This is a genomic window from Alterirhizorhabdus solaris, from assembly GCF_007785815.1.
GTDB lineage: Bacteria > Pseudomonadota > Alphaproteobacteria > Sphingomonadales > Sphingomonadaceae > Alterirhizorhabdus > Alterirhizorhabdus solaris.
This window is the reverse complement of record NZ_VNIM01000100.1, coordinates 1-14484: the sequence shown is the minus strand read 5'-3', so window position 1 is coordinate 14484 and position 14484 is coordinate 1. Positions and strand designations below refer to the sequence as shown.

At 65.7% G+C, this 14484-nt stretch carries 15 protein-coding genes and 2 pseudogenes; 7 read left to right on the top strand and 10 right to left on the bottom strand.

All coding sequences use genetic code 11. The features are described 5' to 3' along the window. From FOY91_RS17795 to FOY91_RS22445, 3 genes and pseudogenes are all read right to left on the bottom strand, one after another. Positions 1–191 (bottom strand): transposase (locus FOY91_RS17795; protein WP_145154812.1); only part of this gene is annotated, 191 nt, incomplete at its 3' end. Positions 192–791: 600 nt separating this feature from the next. Further along, positions 792–1058 (bottom strand): hypothetical protein, encoded by a 267-nt coding sequence (locus FOY91_RS22450; protein WP_238995778.1) that lies wholly within the window; start codon positions 1056–1058, stop codon positions 792–794. Further along, positions 1004–1657 (bottom strand): annotated as a pseudogene (locus FOY91_RS22445) (phosphoketolase family protein). Before FOY91_RS22445 ends, FOY91_RS22450 begins: the two are co-directional and overlap by 55 nt. A gap of 457 nt (positions 1658–2114) precedes the next feature. Between FOY91_RS22445 and FOY91_RS17780 the strand changes: the two are divergent. From FOY91_RS17780 to FOY91_RS17765, 4 genes are all read left to right on the top strand, one after another. After that, a complete protein-coding gene (locus tag FOY91_RS17780) occupies positions 2115–4490 on the top strand; it encodes a mechanosensitive ion channel family protein (protein WP_145154808.1) in 2376 nt (791 codons plus the stop codon). Further along, positions 4480–5484, top strand: a complete 1005-nt coding sequence (locus tag FOY91_RS17775; protein ID WP_145154806.1) for a L,D-transpeptidase — start codon at positions 4480–4482, stop codon at positions 5482–5484. The genes FOY91_RS17780 and FOY91_RS17775 overlap by 11 nt, the downstream gene beginning before the upstream one ends. A gap of 63 nt (positions 5485–5547) precedes the next feature. Beyond that, entirely contained in the window at positions 5548–6462 is a 915-nt protein-coding gene (locus FOY91_RS17770) for a hypothetical protein (protein ID WP_145154804.1), read from the top strand. Between the two features lie 87 nt (positions 6463–6549). Continuing rightward, positions 6550–7194, top strand: coding sequence for a hypothetical protein (locus FOY91_RS17765; protein WP_238995777.1), 645 nt, complete (start codon positions 6550–6552; stop codon positions 7192–7194). Positions 7195–7224: 30 nt separating this feature from the next. Here FOY91_RS17765 and FOY91_RS21790 read toward each other — a convergent pair whose 3' ends face one another. From FOY91_RS21790 to FOY91_RS17755, 3 genes are all read right to left on the bottom strand, one after another. Next, a complete protein-coding gene (locus FOY91_RS21790) occupies positions 7225–7389 on the bottom strand; it encodes a hypothetical protein (protein WP_162527270.1) in 165 nt (54 codons plus the stop codon). Between the two features lie 213 nt (positions 7390–7602). Continuing rightward, positions 7603–8055, bottom strand: a complete 453-nt coding sequence (locus FOY91_RS17760) for a hypothetical protein (RefSeq protein WP_145154802.1) — start codon at positions 8053–8055, stop codon at positions 7603–7605. A 23-nt stretch (positions 8056–8078) separates the two neighbouring features. Then, entirely contained in the window at positions 8079–8600 is a 522-nt protein-coding gene (locus FOY91_RS17755) for a hypothetical protein (RefSeq protein WP_145154800.1), read from the bottom strand. Between the two features lie 178 nt (positions 8601–8778). Here FOY91_RS17755 and FOY91_RS17750 point away from each other — a divergent pair, with 178 nt between their 5' ends. Next, positions 8779–9525, top strand: a complete 747-nt coding sequence (locus FOY91_RS17750) for a CPBP family intramembrane glutamic endopeptidase (protein WP_145154798.1) — start codon at positions 8779–8781, stop codon at positions 9523–9525. An 18-nt stretch (positions 9526–9543) separates the two neighbouring features. Here FOY91_RS17750 and FOY91_RS17745 read toward each other — a convergent pair whose 3' ends face one another. Then, a complete protein-coding gene (locus FOY91_RS17745) occupies positions 9544–10218 on the bottom strand; it encodes a Crp/Fnr family transcriptional regulator (RefSeq protein WP_145154797.1) in 675 nt (224 codons plus the stop codon). 151 nt (positions 10219–10369) lie between these two features. On the opposite strand from FOY91_RS17745, the gene FOY91_RS17740 reads away from it, so the two are divergent. Together FOY91_RS17740 and FOY91_RS17735 are read left to right on the top strand one after the other, a co-directional pair. Next, on the top strand, positions 10370–10756 hold the full coding sequence (locus tag FOY91_RS17740) for a hypothetical protein (protein ID WP_145154794.1): 387 nt from the start codon (positions 10370–10372) through the stop codon (positions 10754–10756). A gap of 234 nt (positions 10757–10990) precedes the next feature. Then, a complete protein-coding gene (locus FOY91_RS17735; protein WP_238995776.1) occupies positions 10991–12151 on the top strand; it encodes an endonuclease/exonuclease/phosphatase family protein in 1161 nt (386 codons plus the stop codon). Here FOY91_RS17735 and FOY91_RS17730 read toward each other — a convergent pair. The 3 genes and pseudogenes from FOY91_RS17730 to FOY91_RS17720 all read right to left on the bottom strand — a co-directional run. Beyond that, positions 12148–12783 (bottom strand): lysozyme inhibitor LprI family protein, encoded by a 636-nt coding sequence (locus FOY91_RS17730; RefSeq protein WP_145154792.1) that lies wholly within the window; start codon positions 12781–12783, stop codon positions 12148–12150. The two genes, FOY91_RS17735 and FOY91_RS17730, sit on opposite strands and share 4 nt — an antisense overlap. Then, positions 12780–13889: a hypothetical protein gene (locus FOY91_RS17725; protein ID WP_203234623.1), complete on the bottom strand. Its 1110-nt coding sequence runs from the start codon at positions 13887–13889 to the stop codon at positions 12780–12782. Before FOY91_RS17725 ends, FOY91_RS17730 begins: the two co-directional genes overlap by 4 nt. A gap of 87 nt (positions 13890–13976) precedes the next feature. Beyond that, a pseudogene (locus FOY91_RS17720) lies at positions 13977–14315 on the bottom strand (integrase core domain-containing protein); the annotation flags it as partial. Between the last annotated feature and the right edge of the window lie 169 nt (positions 14316–14484).

Here is a 14484-nt window from a genome sequence, read left to right as displayed (position 1 = left end):
CACCGATTGTACAGCGTCTTGTACGGGCCGTACTCGCTGGGTGCATCTCGCCAGCGCAGCCCATTGCGGTTGACGAATACGATGCCACTCAGCACCCGCCGGTCGTCTACCCTCGGCCTCCCGTGGCTCTTGGGAAAGAACGGCCGCAGCCGCTCGATCTGCTCATCCGTCAGCCAAAACAGGTCACTCATCCCGGTCTCCTTGCGGAGACTGAATCAGATCGCGACGATCACATCAATGGGTCCTGACCCTAGGCACACCAGCTTTGGACGCAGGCGCAAGTAAAGCTCCAGTCCGCCTTGGGGCGCTTTCCATCACGCGGTCTTCTTGACCTGCGCACCGTCGTGGTCGGAACACCCGCCTATTCTCGAAACACAATCCGCCGGAGACATCCGGCGATTGGGAGCGTCATGTCCGCGTCAACCACCGCCTGCTCGGCGGCGGGCTGCTACCGTAGAAGTCCGAGGCAGCCGGCCGCGATATGTGCGGGCGCTGGCTTCGGCTACGTGATCGAACATGATGTGGCAGACGAGGTTGCCGACGGGCGCAGAGTGCAGGTGTTGGCAGATTGATGCCTACCTTATCCAGGGTGCCAGCTCTTTCATCTGATCGGCGAGTCAGACCCGCCTTGCGCGCGATGATCGTTACGCTGAAAGGGCGCTTGTGACCCATTGCACGAAGCCGCTACGCGGCAGTGGTGTTTTGCGGTGATGTAGCGCGTCTCGGCTGAGGTTTGGCCCTGCGACAACCTGCTCTCGAGTCCCACGCCTCTAGGCTGCTTGCGGCGTCGTTCAGGCCGGAGAACGGCGGCGGCCGGCAGCGCCTGCCCCGCACGTGCGCTGTGACCTCCCTGCCGGAACGCCTGCCCAGGCCAGATCGGTGCAGATCGTGTCGCGAACTATGGCATCATGCTCGCCGATACTGCCGGTGAAGACGATCATGTCCATGCCGCCGAACGACGCCATCATCGCCGCGATCTGCTCGGCGACCGAGCGGCAGAACATCACCATCGCCAGCGCGGCATCGGCGTCGGTTGCGTCGGCATGCAGAACACGCATTGGCGCACCGCATCGTCGATCTCCAGCGACTGCGCTTCGGGCTGATTGCCCGCCACGATCACGTTCATATAATGGCGGCTGCGCAGGCAATGATCGGCCACCAACGGCATACAGTTGCACCGGGCGGCAGATAGAGGCGCACCACATCGGCCCTTTTGCTCGTGACATGCATGGGTGAGCGAATAGCCAAATTCCCCGCCCTCATGGATCGACCCCGGCGGCTCGGGGGCGACGTGGCTGGGGATGCCGCCGGGCTAGGAGAATTGCCGGAACAGCCGTTCCATGCCGACACGGCTGCGCTCCACCGCCGGATAACGCTCTGTATAGGAACCCTCGAGATAGGTATTGGCGACCAGCCCCGGCCCGCCATGGCCGGGGCCGATGATCGCGATCATGTCGAGGTCCCGCTCCACGATCATCCGGTTGAGGTGGACGTAAAGCATGTTCAGCCCCGGCGTCGTCCCCCAATGGCCGAGCAGCCGCGTCTTCACATGCTCGATCGCCAGCGGTTCCTGAAGCAGCGGGTTGGCCCGCAGGTAGATCTGACCGACCGACAGATAATTCGCCGCCCGCCAATAGCCGTCCATCCGGCGCAGCATCTCGTCCGACAGCGGACGCCTCGCCGCCGATGGCGGCGCAGTGAGAGGGTCGGCCGGGCGGATGGCATCGTTCGTCATGGCGATAAACCTCCTCGATCGCGTCGCATGACGCCGATCCTGCCAGCGTTACCCCCGCCATAAGTCGGTATCTATCGCATCCGTCGGGTTATGGGGGCACTCCGCCGATTTGAGCGTGGGCCGCAATCGCTTATCGAAACAGGCGCGCACGTCGCATCGATCGGTGATGCCTTTCGCCTTTCATGCCGCACCACGCCTTCGCACCGCCCGAGTCCGGCCCCGTCCTGCGCCATCAACTATCGACACGCATTGCCGTGATTGCGCGGCTGCGGCATGATCGCCATCCGGACCGCCGGCAGCGGCCCGTTGCCCGGGTCAGGGGCGCGCAACGAGAGGGGCAAGGCTGATCGCTCGTATCCTGTTTTTCTGGTTCGGCGTCGTGATCGGTCTCATCGGAGCCTTCGCGCCCGCCGCGGCGCAGACCACGCCGGACGACTGGCGAACCCTTGGCCAGTGGCGTGCGACCGCGGCCAGAGCGGAAGCGCTCCTCGACCTGCCGCTCTCGCGGCGCGAGCATGTCACAGCTGATCAGTGGGAAGATCTGCGGCTGAACCTCACGGTCCAGCGCGAACTGGCGCTCGACCTGGGGCAGCGCGGAACATTGAAGGGCCGCATCGCGCAGGCCCAACTGGCACAGCTCGATGACGATACGACCAAGCCGCAGGAAGCGCTTGCCTGGGTGAAACAGAAGCGCATCGAACTGGGCCGATCCGTCGCGCAGGAACAGGCCCCCGCGATCGCCGCACGGGACGTCTATGCCCGGGATGGCGTGTTGATCCACGAGATCGACCTCGTCCTGCGCCAGAAACGGCGGCAAAAATTGTTCGCGCACGACCGCCCGATCCTCCTGCCGGCAACATGGGTTGCGGCGGCGGAGGACGTGCGGTCCAGCGAGATGCGCCCGGCCACGGCGGCCGCCACCCGCCAGCCTTATGCCGCGCTCGTCGGCGTTCCGCTGGCCTTTCGCATCGCGCTGGTGGTGGCGGCGGCGGCCGTCGCCGTCTGGGCAGGCGTGCGGTGGCGAAGATCGCTGCGCGCCGCGATCGACCGGCGCAGCATTCCGGCGCATTCGCCGCGCAGCCGGCTGGGGCTGGCGTTCGCGCGGGATCTGCTCGACATCCTCATTCCCGCAGCCGTCCTCATGCTGGTATTCGCGGGTGTCAGCCTGCTGACGGCGGACCTGCCGTTCCTCGTCGCGTCGAGCGGCCAGGTCATCCTCGCGGGCTTGGCGGTAATCTACGCGCGGTGGCTGGGACAGAGCCTGTTCGCCCCCGCCTTTCCCGCAGCCCAGCTCCTCCGGCTGCCCGACGACCTGACCGATCGCGCGATCCGGCTGATGACGGCGCTCGGCCTCGTCGTGGCGGCGGATCAGCTCGTCGACTATTTCGAGCGGCAACCGGGCAGTTCGGCCGCCGTCAGCGCGCTCCTGTCTTTCGCGGTGGTGGTGGTGACCAGTCTGCTGATCTGGCGGCTGGCGCGCATCCTGCGCAATGCTCGCGGCGCCAGGAGCGTGAAGGCGAGCACCGTCCATCCCGACGACGCCGGCCCGGACGACGCGGTGCGCACCGCCGCGCGCTTCATGACGATCGCGGCGGGGCTGGCGGGGGTGGCAGCGCTGGTGGGCTATGTCGCGCTCGCGCGATATCTGCTGACGTCCACGCTGATATCGCTGGCCACCGTCTGCACGACGCTCTTCCTCTACCGATCGATTACCGAGGCGAGCGAGCTTCTGTTCGGCCACCGCGAGAGAGCGCCGTCGCGCTATCTCCAGCTGCTGCCGCTTATCTTCGGCTTCGCCTTGTCGGTGCTGACGCTTCCCATCGTCGCGGTGGCGTGGGGGATCAGCCCGGAGCGGATCGTCGATGGCATCCTGGCGCTGAAGAACGGTGTCGCGATCGGCCAGATCCGTTTGTCCTTCGGCAGCGTGATGACCTTCGCCCTGGTCTTCCTGATCGGCTATGCGCTGACCCGCTGGCTGCAGCGCGTGCTGCACTACGCCGTGCTGGACCGGCTGCGGATCGAGGCGGGCGCGCGTGCGGCGGTCCTGACCGGTTTCGGCTATCTCGGCCTCACGCTCGCCGCGGTGGTGGCGTTCACGGCCGCCGGGCTCGACCTGTCGAGCCTCGCCTTCATCGCCGGTGCGCTTTCGGTCGGGGTGGGCTTCGGCCTGCAGCCCGTGGTCGCCAATTTCGTGAGCGGGATCATCCTGCTGATCGAACGGCCGATCAAGGTGGGCGACTGGATCGAGGTCGGCGCCTATTCGGGCCATGTCCGCCGCATCGCCTTCCGTTCGACGCATATCGAGACGTTCGACCGGCACGAGGTCATCATCCCGAACAGCGATCTGATTTCCGGCAGCGTCACCAACCTCACTTATGCCGGCAGCCTCGGCCGCATCACCCTGCCCGTCGGCATAGCCTATGACAGCGACCTCGAAGCGGCACGGACCCTTCTGCTCAAGGTGCTGACCGACCATGATCGCGTGCTGGACCGGCCGGAACCCAGCGTGGTGCTGGACAGCCTGGGGGACAGCGCGATCAACCTGAAGGCGATGTGCTTCGTCGAAAATGTGAACCAGCGCCTGTCGGTGCGATCCGATCTGTATTTCGCCATCCTGAAGGCGCTCGATCAGGCCGGCATCACGATCCCCCTGCCCCAGCGCGAACTATGGATCCGCACCGGTGATGGCGCGCGCGGCCAGCCCGGTTCGGTTCACGGGGCGATATCTGCAAACGATGGTGAGCATGAGCGTTGATAGATTGCTGATATTCGGGGCGGTCGCGATGCTGGCCGGCCTTTCCGCCCCTGCCGGTGCCCAGGGCGCGCGGACCAGTTCCCCCGCCGAATTCGCCCGTGCGGTCGATCGGCTGAAACCGGGCGAATGGGTCTGGGCGCCGAACATCGCGCCCACCGGCCCGCTGCTGGTCTATGTCGATCTGTCCCGCCAGATCGCCACGGTCTACCGTAACGGTGTCAGGATCGCCGTAGCCACCGTATCCTCGGGGAAGGCCGGCCACGAGACGCCGACCGGCGTCTTCACGATCCTGCAGAAGGATGCCAACCACCATTCCAGCCTGTACAACAGTGCCCCCATGCCGTTCCAGCAGCGGCTGACGTGGGATGGCGTGGCGCTGCATGCGGGCGGCCTGCCGGGCTATCCGGAAAGCCATGGCTGCGTGCACCTGCCGTTCGATTTCTCACGGGAACTGTTCGCCATCACGTCACTGGGCGCGACGGTCGTCATCGCGGGATCCGCGATCGACCATATCCGGACCAGCGACGCGAGCCTGCTGGCACCGATCGATCCGACCGGCCGCCCCGTCGCACCGGCCGTCTTGCGCGACGGCGATTTCGTCTGGAAACCCGAAAAGTCACCCACCGGGCCGCTGACGATCATCGTATCCAAGATCGACCAGAGGGTCGTCGTGCTGCGCAACGGGGTGGAGATCGGCCGCAGCGTCGCACAGGTAGAGGACGATGATCCCGGATCGCACGTGATCACGCTGACCGTGTCCCCACAAGGCGCCGCGCGGTGGGTGTATGTCGGCCTGCCCGGGCACGATGAGGACGCAGGCCGGATGCTCGACGAGGCGACGATCAACCGCCTGCGCCTGCCCCGGCGCTTCTACGAGCAGGTGAAAGGCGCGCTGAGGCCCGGAGACACCATCCTCATCACCAATTCAAGCGTGGGCGATGACGGGCGTGATCGCAGGATCACCGTGATGGACGCGGTCATTCCGCAGCCGTGACTGGAATGCAGCTTTCCCGCGCTCCAGATGTTGCAGAAAGCGGGTTGCGATAAGGAGAGGGCAATGAAGAGCACCACGGCGATCCCATCGGTTCTGTTCCTCGCGGCCTTGGCGGGCCCGGCACTGGCCCAGACGCCGCCGGGCCTCAACGACCTCGTCGGCGCGAGGGCGGCAGGCGCCGAGACGCAGATGCGATCGCGCGGCTACACCTTCATCCGGAATCAGCCGGGCGAGGATCGCAGCTATACCTATTGGTGGAACGCCGCCTCGCGCCAATGCGTCACCGTGGCGACGATGGACGGACGCTACGACTCCATCACGGGCACGCCGGCCCCCGACTGCGGCAAACGCGACGATCGCCGCGGCGACGACCGGGCGGACAACGGCTATCGTGATGACGACCGCGCCCGTAACCGCAACGACGGGGGCTACCGCAACGATGGCGGTTACCGGAACGACGGCTACCGGCCCCCGATCGGCTATGGCGGCAATGCATCCAGTCAGCGCCAGTCGCCGAGCTATGTGGAGCAGCGCGATCGCTACCAGGTGGACGGGCAATATGTCGATCTGGGCCTGATCTGCTTCGGCGACGGTCAGCGGCCGGGCTATGCCACCACCTATGGCTGGCAGTGGAACAGCCGGACGCACCGCTACGATTATGGCAACCGCACCGAGATGACCGGCCAGCAGTTCGACGCCTCGCTGACGATCCAGTTGTGGGCGGGCGGTGGCCGCATCCGCCTGCCGAAAAAGCTGGTTCCGCCGATCAACAGCCGTGGCGATGACGGGTGGTGGGATCTGTACGAGGTGCAGAACGGCCCGGATATCATCCGCGCGAAATATCGCCTGAACGGTCTCAACAAACCGCTCATCACGATGAACCGGCGCAGCGGCCAGATCAGTATCCAGGGGACCGGCGTCTACGCATTCCGTGGCACCTGCGACATTATCGACGGTCAGGAACATCGCCGCTTCTGACGTTGCGGCAGCCGGGCAAGGGCAGGCTGTACAAGGTGAAAGGCTGACAGCATGTGGAAGCGGATTTCTGTTCCGGTCATGGCAGTCATGGCGGCGGCCCCGGCGATCGCGCAGGCGCCGGTTCGTACGGAGCGGCTGCAACTCTCGCGCGGCGAGTCCTCCAAGACGGTAAGGGGGACTGTGCGGGGTTATGACTCGGTCGACTATCTGGTCGGCGTTCGGGCGGGACAGGCGATGTCGGTTTCGCTGCGGACGACGAACCGTTCGGCATATTTCAACGTTCTTCCGACCCGTGGCGACATGGCGATCTTCAACGGCTCGGTCTCGGGGAACCGGTTCGATCAGCGGATAAGGGATGGTGGCGATTATCGCGTCCGCGTCTATCTGACGCGCAATGCCGCACGCCGCGGAGAGGTCGCCGCGTTCAGCTTGACGGTCGGCTTGCTCGATCGGCCAAGTGCGGTTGGACCGGGTGCAGGCAATATTCCGATCGGATCGGGACCGCCGATCGCGGCGGGCGGCATGGCGGCCTTCTGCGGGGGCCAGGCGTCGGCGCAATATCGCGTGCGACCTGCGGACATCAAGGTGGGGCGCGTGGTGGCCGATCGGGGCGGCAGCGCGATCGACGACTCGGCCGATCAGGGCCGTGACGGGATCAAGCGCTTCCGCTGTCGCTTCGATCCGCGCAACCGGTTCGTCGACGTGATGGCCATGACGCGAGACGGATTCTGACCGTGGCGCAAACGGCGGCCGATCCCGCCGTTAGCCACCATGGTCCCTGACATGGCAGGTCACCGCCTTGGGTGCGCCAGCCCGCTTCAGCAACAGGCGGCGGTCCGGCCCGCCATAGGCGAGGAATGGCTGCCACGGACCGGCCTTCGACGGCAAGGCCACGGCCAGAATTGAGCCGACTGTGTCGAACAACATTCACACCCCTGCCGCCATCGCCGGGCAAATACGGGATAGTCCGCCACGCGCACAGTGGGATGGATATCGTCCGATAGGCGGATCGAGAACGGCGTCGGGCTGTTCGATTCGGATACGGTAGGCGGCAGCGGTGCATCCGCGATGATCCGGCCGGAAGGCGCACAGGCGGCTGTCGAAGCGCATCATGGTCGCCCCCCTTGCCAGATCCTCCGCTCACTTTGCCGGCGATGGGGCGGGCCGGACGAACGATCTCGTGCCCTCCTCCCTCATCTCCGCTTCGGCCGCGGTGCAAAATGCCGCCTTCTTCGGCGCGGCCTCATCGACCATCAGCCCGACCAGAGCGCCGAAGCCGACGAGCGTCCGATCGCGGAATGCGCTCCGATCCGCCTCGCTCTTCAAGTCCGGCAGCTGCTCGTTAATGACGGCTGTCAGCGCGCCCTTGATCGCTTCGTCATTCATGTTGATGCGCGGGCAGATGATCGCGGACGCCGTTGCATGGGCGACGATGTTGAGCACGCCGATCTGCTTCGGGCTGAGATCGGCCGAGAGCCGCTCGGCGATGATCTGCCTCGCGCTTTCGACTCCAGGCGCTTGGGCGGACGCCAGCACGGGCGGGGCAACTACGGCCGATGCCAGCATCGCGGCACAAATGGTCTTGGCAAGCATGACGCTACCCCCGTTCGATAATGTCAGAATTCGCGCCGGGTCCACTTCGCGGAGAAGTCACCGTACTTGTAGCAGGTGGACTCGCGACGATAGCAGGTGACACCGTCCGCGGGACTGTAGCTGTGTCGGCCGCGATTGCGATCATCGCCGAAGTCGTCGTCATGATCGCGGTGCTTGTCGCCCGAACTGCCCGCGATGATCGCACCGGCCAGAATTGCACCGATCGCGACTGCGGCCACGGCATTCCCGCTGCCGCCTTTGCCGCAGTCTTTCGCCTTGACCGACCGGATACTCTGGACCCGGCCGTCATCGACGTACACCAAGACGCAGCTGCTCTTCGCCTTGTTCCACCAGACCGGGGAACCGTCCTTGTTGCCCGACAGGGCATAGCCGCGGCTGCGCAGGTCAAGCTCGGCCGACGAGCCACGTGCGCCGACTAGGTCGCCGAGGCCGCCCGGCGTCTGCGCACCGGCAGGCGGCATCACGATCATCGCTGCGGTGATGACGAGCCCCGGCCCGCGAAGCATCGATCCATGGTTCGCCATCGCTTTCCCCTGCCATGCCTTCGGCGCGCCGCCGCGAGAACAATATGACCGCACTTTTCTCGTGCCGCCAGACAATTTGCTGTCGCAGCGGCGCCATTGCGCGGCGCGCGGGAACTTGCGAAGCCGCAGCAAGGACAGCAGACCGGTCCGTCCCGCAGGGACTGCAGGAGTATGAGCGATGCGGGTAAAGCCGGACTGGCGGGCAGCCATCGTTGTCTATCTGGTCTATAACGCCATCATCTTCGCTACATGGGGCGGCGTCGGCGCGCACTATGCGAACATGGTGTCGGCCGACGTCGCGCTGACGAGCCTCGATCTGCCGCTGGCGTTGGGCGCGCTGTTCTTGATTTCGGCGGTGAGCTGGCTAGGCTGGTGGCGTCCTTCGATACGCGAGGCCTGCCGCAGCGGCCGGGCGTGGGCGGCGGCGATCGTCCTGGTCGGCATGGTCGGAATGATTGCCGTGAACGCCGGGGGCACGCGCTGGGCAGCGCTCGCACCGGCGCATCTGGCCATGCTGGTGGCGTCGGGTATTCTTGTCGGCTTCAACGAGGAGCTGCTGGCGCGCGGGGTGCTTGTCACCGGCCTGCGCGGGTCGACCGGGAGGGAACTATGGGCCTGCCTGGGCTCCTCGTTGCTGTTCGGGGCGATGCATGTGCCCAATGCGATGTTCGGCATTCCGCTCGCCGCCTCGCTGTTGCAGGGGGTCGTCGCCTCGCTGATGGGCGCTGGTTTCTATGTGGTCAGGCGGGTGAGCGGCGTCATCTGGCTACCGATGCTGTTGCACGGCGGCTGGGACTTCACCTCGTTTACGGTCGAGGCCTCGGGTGGGCGTGCCCCACTGGCGCCGGTTTTCCAGCTTGGCACCTATCTGCTGGCAATAGTCGCCGTGACCGCAATGTTGCGAGATGACCGGCGCAACAAATGAGCAGACGGGAGGCCGGCCTTAGTCGAGATGGACGCCGCCGCGGGCGGCCAGGCGCGAGAGATGGGGAATGGTAACCTGGCCCCGCTGCGTCGAGGCGATGCCGTCGGCCCTCCATTTCGACAGCACCCTGCTCACGGTCGGCACCGTCGTGAAGGCGAGCTCCGCCAGATCATGCTGGCGAATGTCTATCACCACGGCAAGGTCATCGTCGTGCTGGCCGAAGTCTGCGCACAGGCGCAGCAACAGCCGGGCCAGCCGCGCCTCGACATCGAGGCCGGCGATATCGTCGAAGCGGTCCATCAGCTGTACCGCGCGCCGCGCGACCGCCTGGAGAAAGCTCTGCGCCAGCCCACTGTCCTGACGGACGGTCTCCCTGAATAGCTGGGCCGGCCAGCACACCGCTGTGACCCGGTCGAGCGCCGTCGCCGACGTCAGATGCGGTGCCCCCTGTGCGACCGAGACCGATCCCAGCAACTCGCCCTTGCCCAGCAGCAGCAGCGTACAGGGCGCGCCGCTTTCGTCGACACGCCACAACGTCACGCGGCCGGCGAGGATACCGAAGATCTCGGTCGCCGGATGCCCCTGGAGAAATAACTCCGTATGCGGATCGAAGCGTCGTTCCGTGGCGATGGCGCGCAGGCCTGGCGGCAGATCAAGCGGGAGCAGAGCAAGACGGTTCATGGTAGCCGGCATATTTTCTCCCAGCCTCGGATGGAAGCGACCGGAGCCGCTTTATCGCCGCAACTTGTCCGCCCGCAACGACGACGGCCAATGCCACAAGCATCAGCACGGCTTCGGAAGCCTGTGAAAGAGTGCCGTGCATATCCCAAAGTCCCTCGAATCCTTGTACATTGCCCAGGCCACGGCCGACATCCTGCGGCAGAATGACGAGCGCTTCTCGCTGGTGTTCGCGTCCCACCTCGTCGCCGCCCCTGCCGCCAGCGAGGCCCGGATCACCATCGACGATGCGAAGATCATCGGGCAGGCACTGGTGGAAGTGCTGCTGGCGACGATGACCCGGTTCCCCTTCCCACCGCTCGGCGATGTCGCGCCGCGCCTGCACGAAATGGCATCGGGGCTGGCACCCCGGGCTGCCATCGACCGGGCGTTCGTCGCCGCCTGTCAGGACATCTTTCCTGCTCCGGGGCGCGGCATGACGGTGAATGCTTGGCGCGAACTGCTCACCTGGTTTCTGACGGCCACGCCCCCTGCAGATCGCCGTGACGCGTGATCGGAACATTCCGGGGATGTCGGGATTATCGATCATGTTATGTCGTCCCGCGACACAGGAGTGTTTGCCGTGATGTACAGGACGCGCCTCGGGTTGATCCTCGCTCTCGCCACGGCACCGGGAGCGGTTCCCGCTCAGGCGCCCGGTGGCCTTCAGGAACTGGCCGGCGCGCGGCGTCCAGCGGCGTATCCGCGTTGAGATCACGTAGATACGGTTTCGTGAGGGCCGACGACGGTGACGGTGACGACGTACATACAAGCGCTTCTGCCGCCGCAACCAGTTCATCGACGTGATGGCGATGACGCGGGACCGCTTCTGACCGGTCTTTCCGCAAGGGCGCGCGCCTTGCTTGCGCTTACCGCGCTGGCGGGTCTGGCAGGCTGTATCGGCCTGCCTGCCTTTCGCTCGGCCTCCTGCGACAGCGCAGCATCGACCGCGATCACGACATCGCCGACCGGCGAGAGCACAACCACCCTCGATGTGCTGATCTACAATATCGAAGGGTTGCAATGGCCGGCGCGGAGTGGCCGGGCTGCGCGCCTGCGTGCGATCGGCGAGAGCTTGCGCCGGTTGCGCGAGCGGGGTGAAGCGCCGGACATCGTACTGTTCCAGGAAGCCTTCTCGCCCGCCGCCGTGCGCAGCGTGGTCGACACCGGCTACCCCTCCCTCGCCAGCGGGCCGTCCCGCACGCAGCGCAGCGCTTATCCCGCCCGGGACAGACTGCCGGGTCGGCCACGTCCGACCAAGGGCGAACTGGGGTTCAGGCTGATGACCTCGGGCCTCGTCATCGCCAGCCGCTATCCGATCACCGGAGTGGTGATCGATCCCTATTCGCGCCGGGCCTGCGCCGGCTTCGACTGCCTCTCCAACAAGGGCGTGATGCTGGCGACGGTGGAGGTACCGGGCGTGCCGCAGCTGATCGGGATCGCCAACACGCACATGAACGCGCGTAACGCTTCGCGGGTCGCGCCCGCGCGGAACCTGGCGGCACATCAGGCGCAGGCGCTGGAACTCGAGACGTTCCTCGCCGATCGCCACGATTTGTCACAGCCGCTCATCCTGGGCGGCGATTTCAACATGCGGCGTTCGCCAGAGCGATTTGCCGCGTTCCGTCAGGACAATCCGCTTGCGCTCGTCCACGAATACTGTCTGGACAACCCGGCTTGCGAGGTGCGCATGTCCTGGGATGGCGATGCCCCCTGGCTGGACACGCAGGACCTGCAGTTCTTCGCATCCGGATCGCAGGTCCGCGTAACCCCAATCCGGGTGGAGGCAATGTTCGACGGCTCGCCGACCAGCCCCAAATTGTCGGACCATGACGGGTTCCGCGTCATCTACCGATTGAGCTGGTCCGGGAAAGGGGCGGGACGCGCCACCTGCGCCTCCGCCGGCTAGAGATCCCGTCGCTCCAGCTCGCAGGATGCGATCGTGGTCCCGTCGAGGGACGAGATCCGTACTGTTTTCGATCGAGCCTGCCATGTCACGAACGGCTGCCATGGACCGCGTCCCGTCGGAAACGCGACCAGCGCAATCCGGCCGCTGCGATCCAGCAGTGATCTGCTGCCCAATTCGCCAGCGCCAGTGATGGTGACGGCAAGATCGGGCACACAGCGGACATGGTTTCCCGCGCCGGGTGGGGACGCAAGCGCACGCAACTCGACCAGCCGCATCTGATAAGCAGCCGCCACGCATCCCCGATGATCGGCAAGGAACGCGCACCGGCTCCGGCGATCGAACCAGGCTTTCTGCTCCTCGCGCCAGGGCGTCCCCGGTTCGACCGCCTGTCCGCGCACGGTGATCATTTCTGCCAGCTGGGTATCAAGCGCCAGAAGCGCGGCGTCGGTGCAGACGAGCTGGTCGGTGGCGTAGGTAGGTCGCGCGCAATCGGCGGTCTGCTGTGCGACCGGCGGAGCAATTGCCGACGGCGATCCACCTTCAGCCTGAGCCCCGACCGCTGTCGCGCAGGCAAGGCTGAGCCATATCATCGCCGACGGTCCGAATCGGCGATCCCAGCGCGTCGTCATCATCGGATAGTTCCCGTTAGGTCGTCGGGACGGTCTATCGTCCGGAGCCATTTGACAGACGCGATCCGCCAGCGCGGATCGTTTCGCTGAAGCAACCTCAGCACGCCGGGCAGATGCTTGGCACCGTAGGTGACGTAGATGCGCGGCCGTGGATCGTCGAGAAGCGCCCGCGCGAGCACCCGGTTTCGATAATCGAGGATCAGCTTTTCGCTCTGATCCTCGCTGTCGGCGCTCGCATCTTTTCGCATCACCAGCGTCATGAACCCCCGGCAGAGCACGCCGCCGATCTCGCGCTGCCCGTCCGTGCCTGATCGCATGAAGGCGACGATGCGCTCCAGGCCGTCCGGCTTCACGCTGCCAGCACCGGCTCGCGCGCGTTCCTTCTCGCGCATCGCATCTGCAAACACTGCGTCAGTCCGCATCAGCCGGTCATATTCCGCGTGGAGGTCCGCCGTGCTGACGTCGGCCACGACATGCGAGGCCGGATGAAGCCGCGCGTCACGCGCCAGCAGACCGAAATAGTCGTTCTGGAAGCGCAGGCCACATAGGCCGGCCAGGTCGCGGTACGTGGTGCCCAGATCCGCGCCGCCCGTCACCGTACGGTCGAACCAGGCGTCATCGGCTGGGTTCGCAGGGCGAACGCCCTCGTAGAATAGTGCGTAGTCATCTGAGAGCGCACTCTCGAGGTCATAGACCACGGACTTGTAAAACGGCTCGGTGCCAACGTGCTGCATGCCCTGGAAGACGATCGTTCGTACGCCGTTGGTCAAGGTGGCCTGCGGCACCATCGCGGGGGTCACCTGCGTGATCGTGGCGAAATAATAGACCGGGCTGGCCACCAGGATCGTGAGCGCGAAGGTCAGGCCCACGGCAGTCTTCGGCCATGCGGCGCGATCGGTCCCGGCACCGCGCACGAACCGCACCAGCCACACCGCGAACGCGGCGAGGCTGCAAGCGATCACGATGATGACGACCATGACCAGTGGAGAGGCTTGCAGGGCGATGGGCAGGCTCAGCAGAAAGGCCACGCCGCCCAAGAACCAGAGAATGGTCGTTATCCGGAGCAGCAGTGTCCGCCACCAAGACCGTTTTGCAGCCGCCGATTCCATTACAGCTCCCCTTGCACAGTCGAACTGCTATCACTGGATTATCCGAACGCCCATGAGCAGCCCCCACCGGGTGGTCCAGTTTGTTCGTTAGTGCATTGTCGTCTCCACCGCCATTGCCGGTCGGAGGTGGAGCGAAGCGGAACCGGAGGCAGGCAATGGCGGTGTCGCCGTTTCGGGAGCCGGCGGTCGGTAGCGCAGGCTGCTGTGCGGTCGGACGGTGTTGTAGTGCCGCCGCCATGCCTCGATCAGCACCTTTGCCTCGGCGAGGCTGTAGAAGATCTCGCCGTTAAGGAGTTCGTCCCGCAGCGAGCCGTTGAAGCTCTCGTTGTAGCCGTTCTCCCAGGGCGAGCCCGGCGCGATGTACAGCGTCTTCACTCCGACCTGCCCGAGCCACTTCTGGACCGCGGTAGCGATGAACTCGCTGCCGTAGCACATTGGGAAGAGCCGGTTCGGGAGGCTGCTATGGCCCACCCCTACGCCCGCCGGCGCCGTGCTGGTAGCCATCGACATGTCCAAGAACCGGCAGGAAGTCCTCATCGAGCGACCCGAAGGCGGCCGGCGCCGGCGGATGACCGTCATGGCAACCAAGAAGGAC

Coding starts and splice junctions, on each gene's coding strand:
- FOY91_RS22450 (WP_238995778.1), bottom strand. CDS start 1,058: ATGCGTGTTCTGCATGCCGACGCAACCGACGCCGATGCCGCGCTGGCG.
- FOY91_RS17775 (WP_145154806.1), top strand. CDS start 4,480: ATGAGCGTTGATAGATTGCTGATATTCGGGGCGGTCGCGATGCTGGCC.
- FOY91_RS17770 (WP_145154804.1), top strand. CDS start 5,548: ATGAAGAGCACCACGGCGATCCCATCGGTTCTGTTCCTCGCGGCCTTG.
- FOY91_RS17765 (WP_238995777.1), top strand. CDS start 6,550: ATGGCGGCGGCCCCGGCGATCGCGCAGGCGCCGGTTCGTACGGAGCGG.
- FOY91_RS21790 (WP_162527270.1), bottom strand. CDS start 7,389: ATGTTGTTCGACACAGTCGGCTCAATTCTGGCCGTGGCCTTGCCGTCG.
- FOY91_RS17760 (WP_145154802.1), bottom strand. CDS start 8,055: ATGCTTGCCAAGACCATTTGTGCCGCGATGCTGGCATCGGCCGTAGTT.
- FOY91_RS17755 (WP_145154800.1), bottom strand. CDS start 8,600: ATGGCGAACCATGGATCGATGCTTCGCGGGCCGGGGCTCGTCATCACC.
- FOY91_RS17750 (WP_145154798.1), top strand. CDS start 8,779: ATGCGGGTAAAGCCGGACTGGCGGGCAGCCATCGTTGTCTATCTGGTC.
- FOY91_RS17745 (WP_145154797.1), bottom strand. CDS start 10,218: ATGCCGGCTACCATGAACCGTCTTGCTCTGCTCCCGCTTGATCTGCCG.
- FOY91_RS17730 (WP_145154792.1), bottom strand. CDS start 12,783: ATGATGACGACGCGCTGGGATCGCCGATTCGGACCGTCGGCGATGATA.
- FOY91_RS17725 (WP_203234623.1), bottom strand. CDS start 13,889: ATGGAATCGGCGGCTGCAAAACGGTCTTGGTGGCGGACACTGCTGCTC.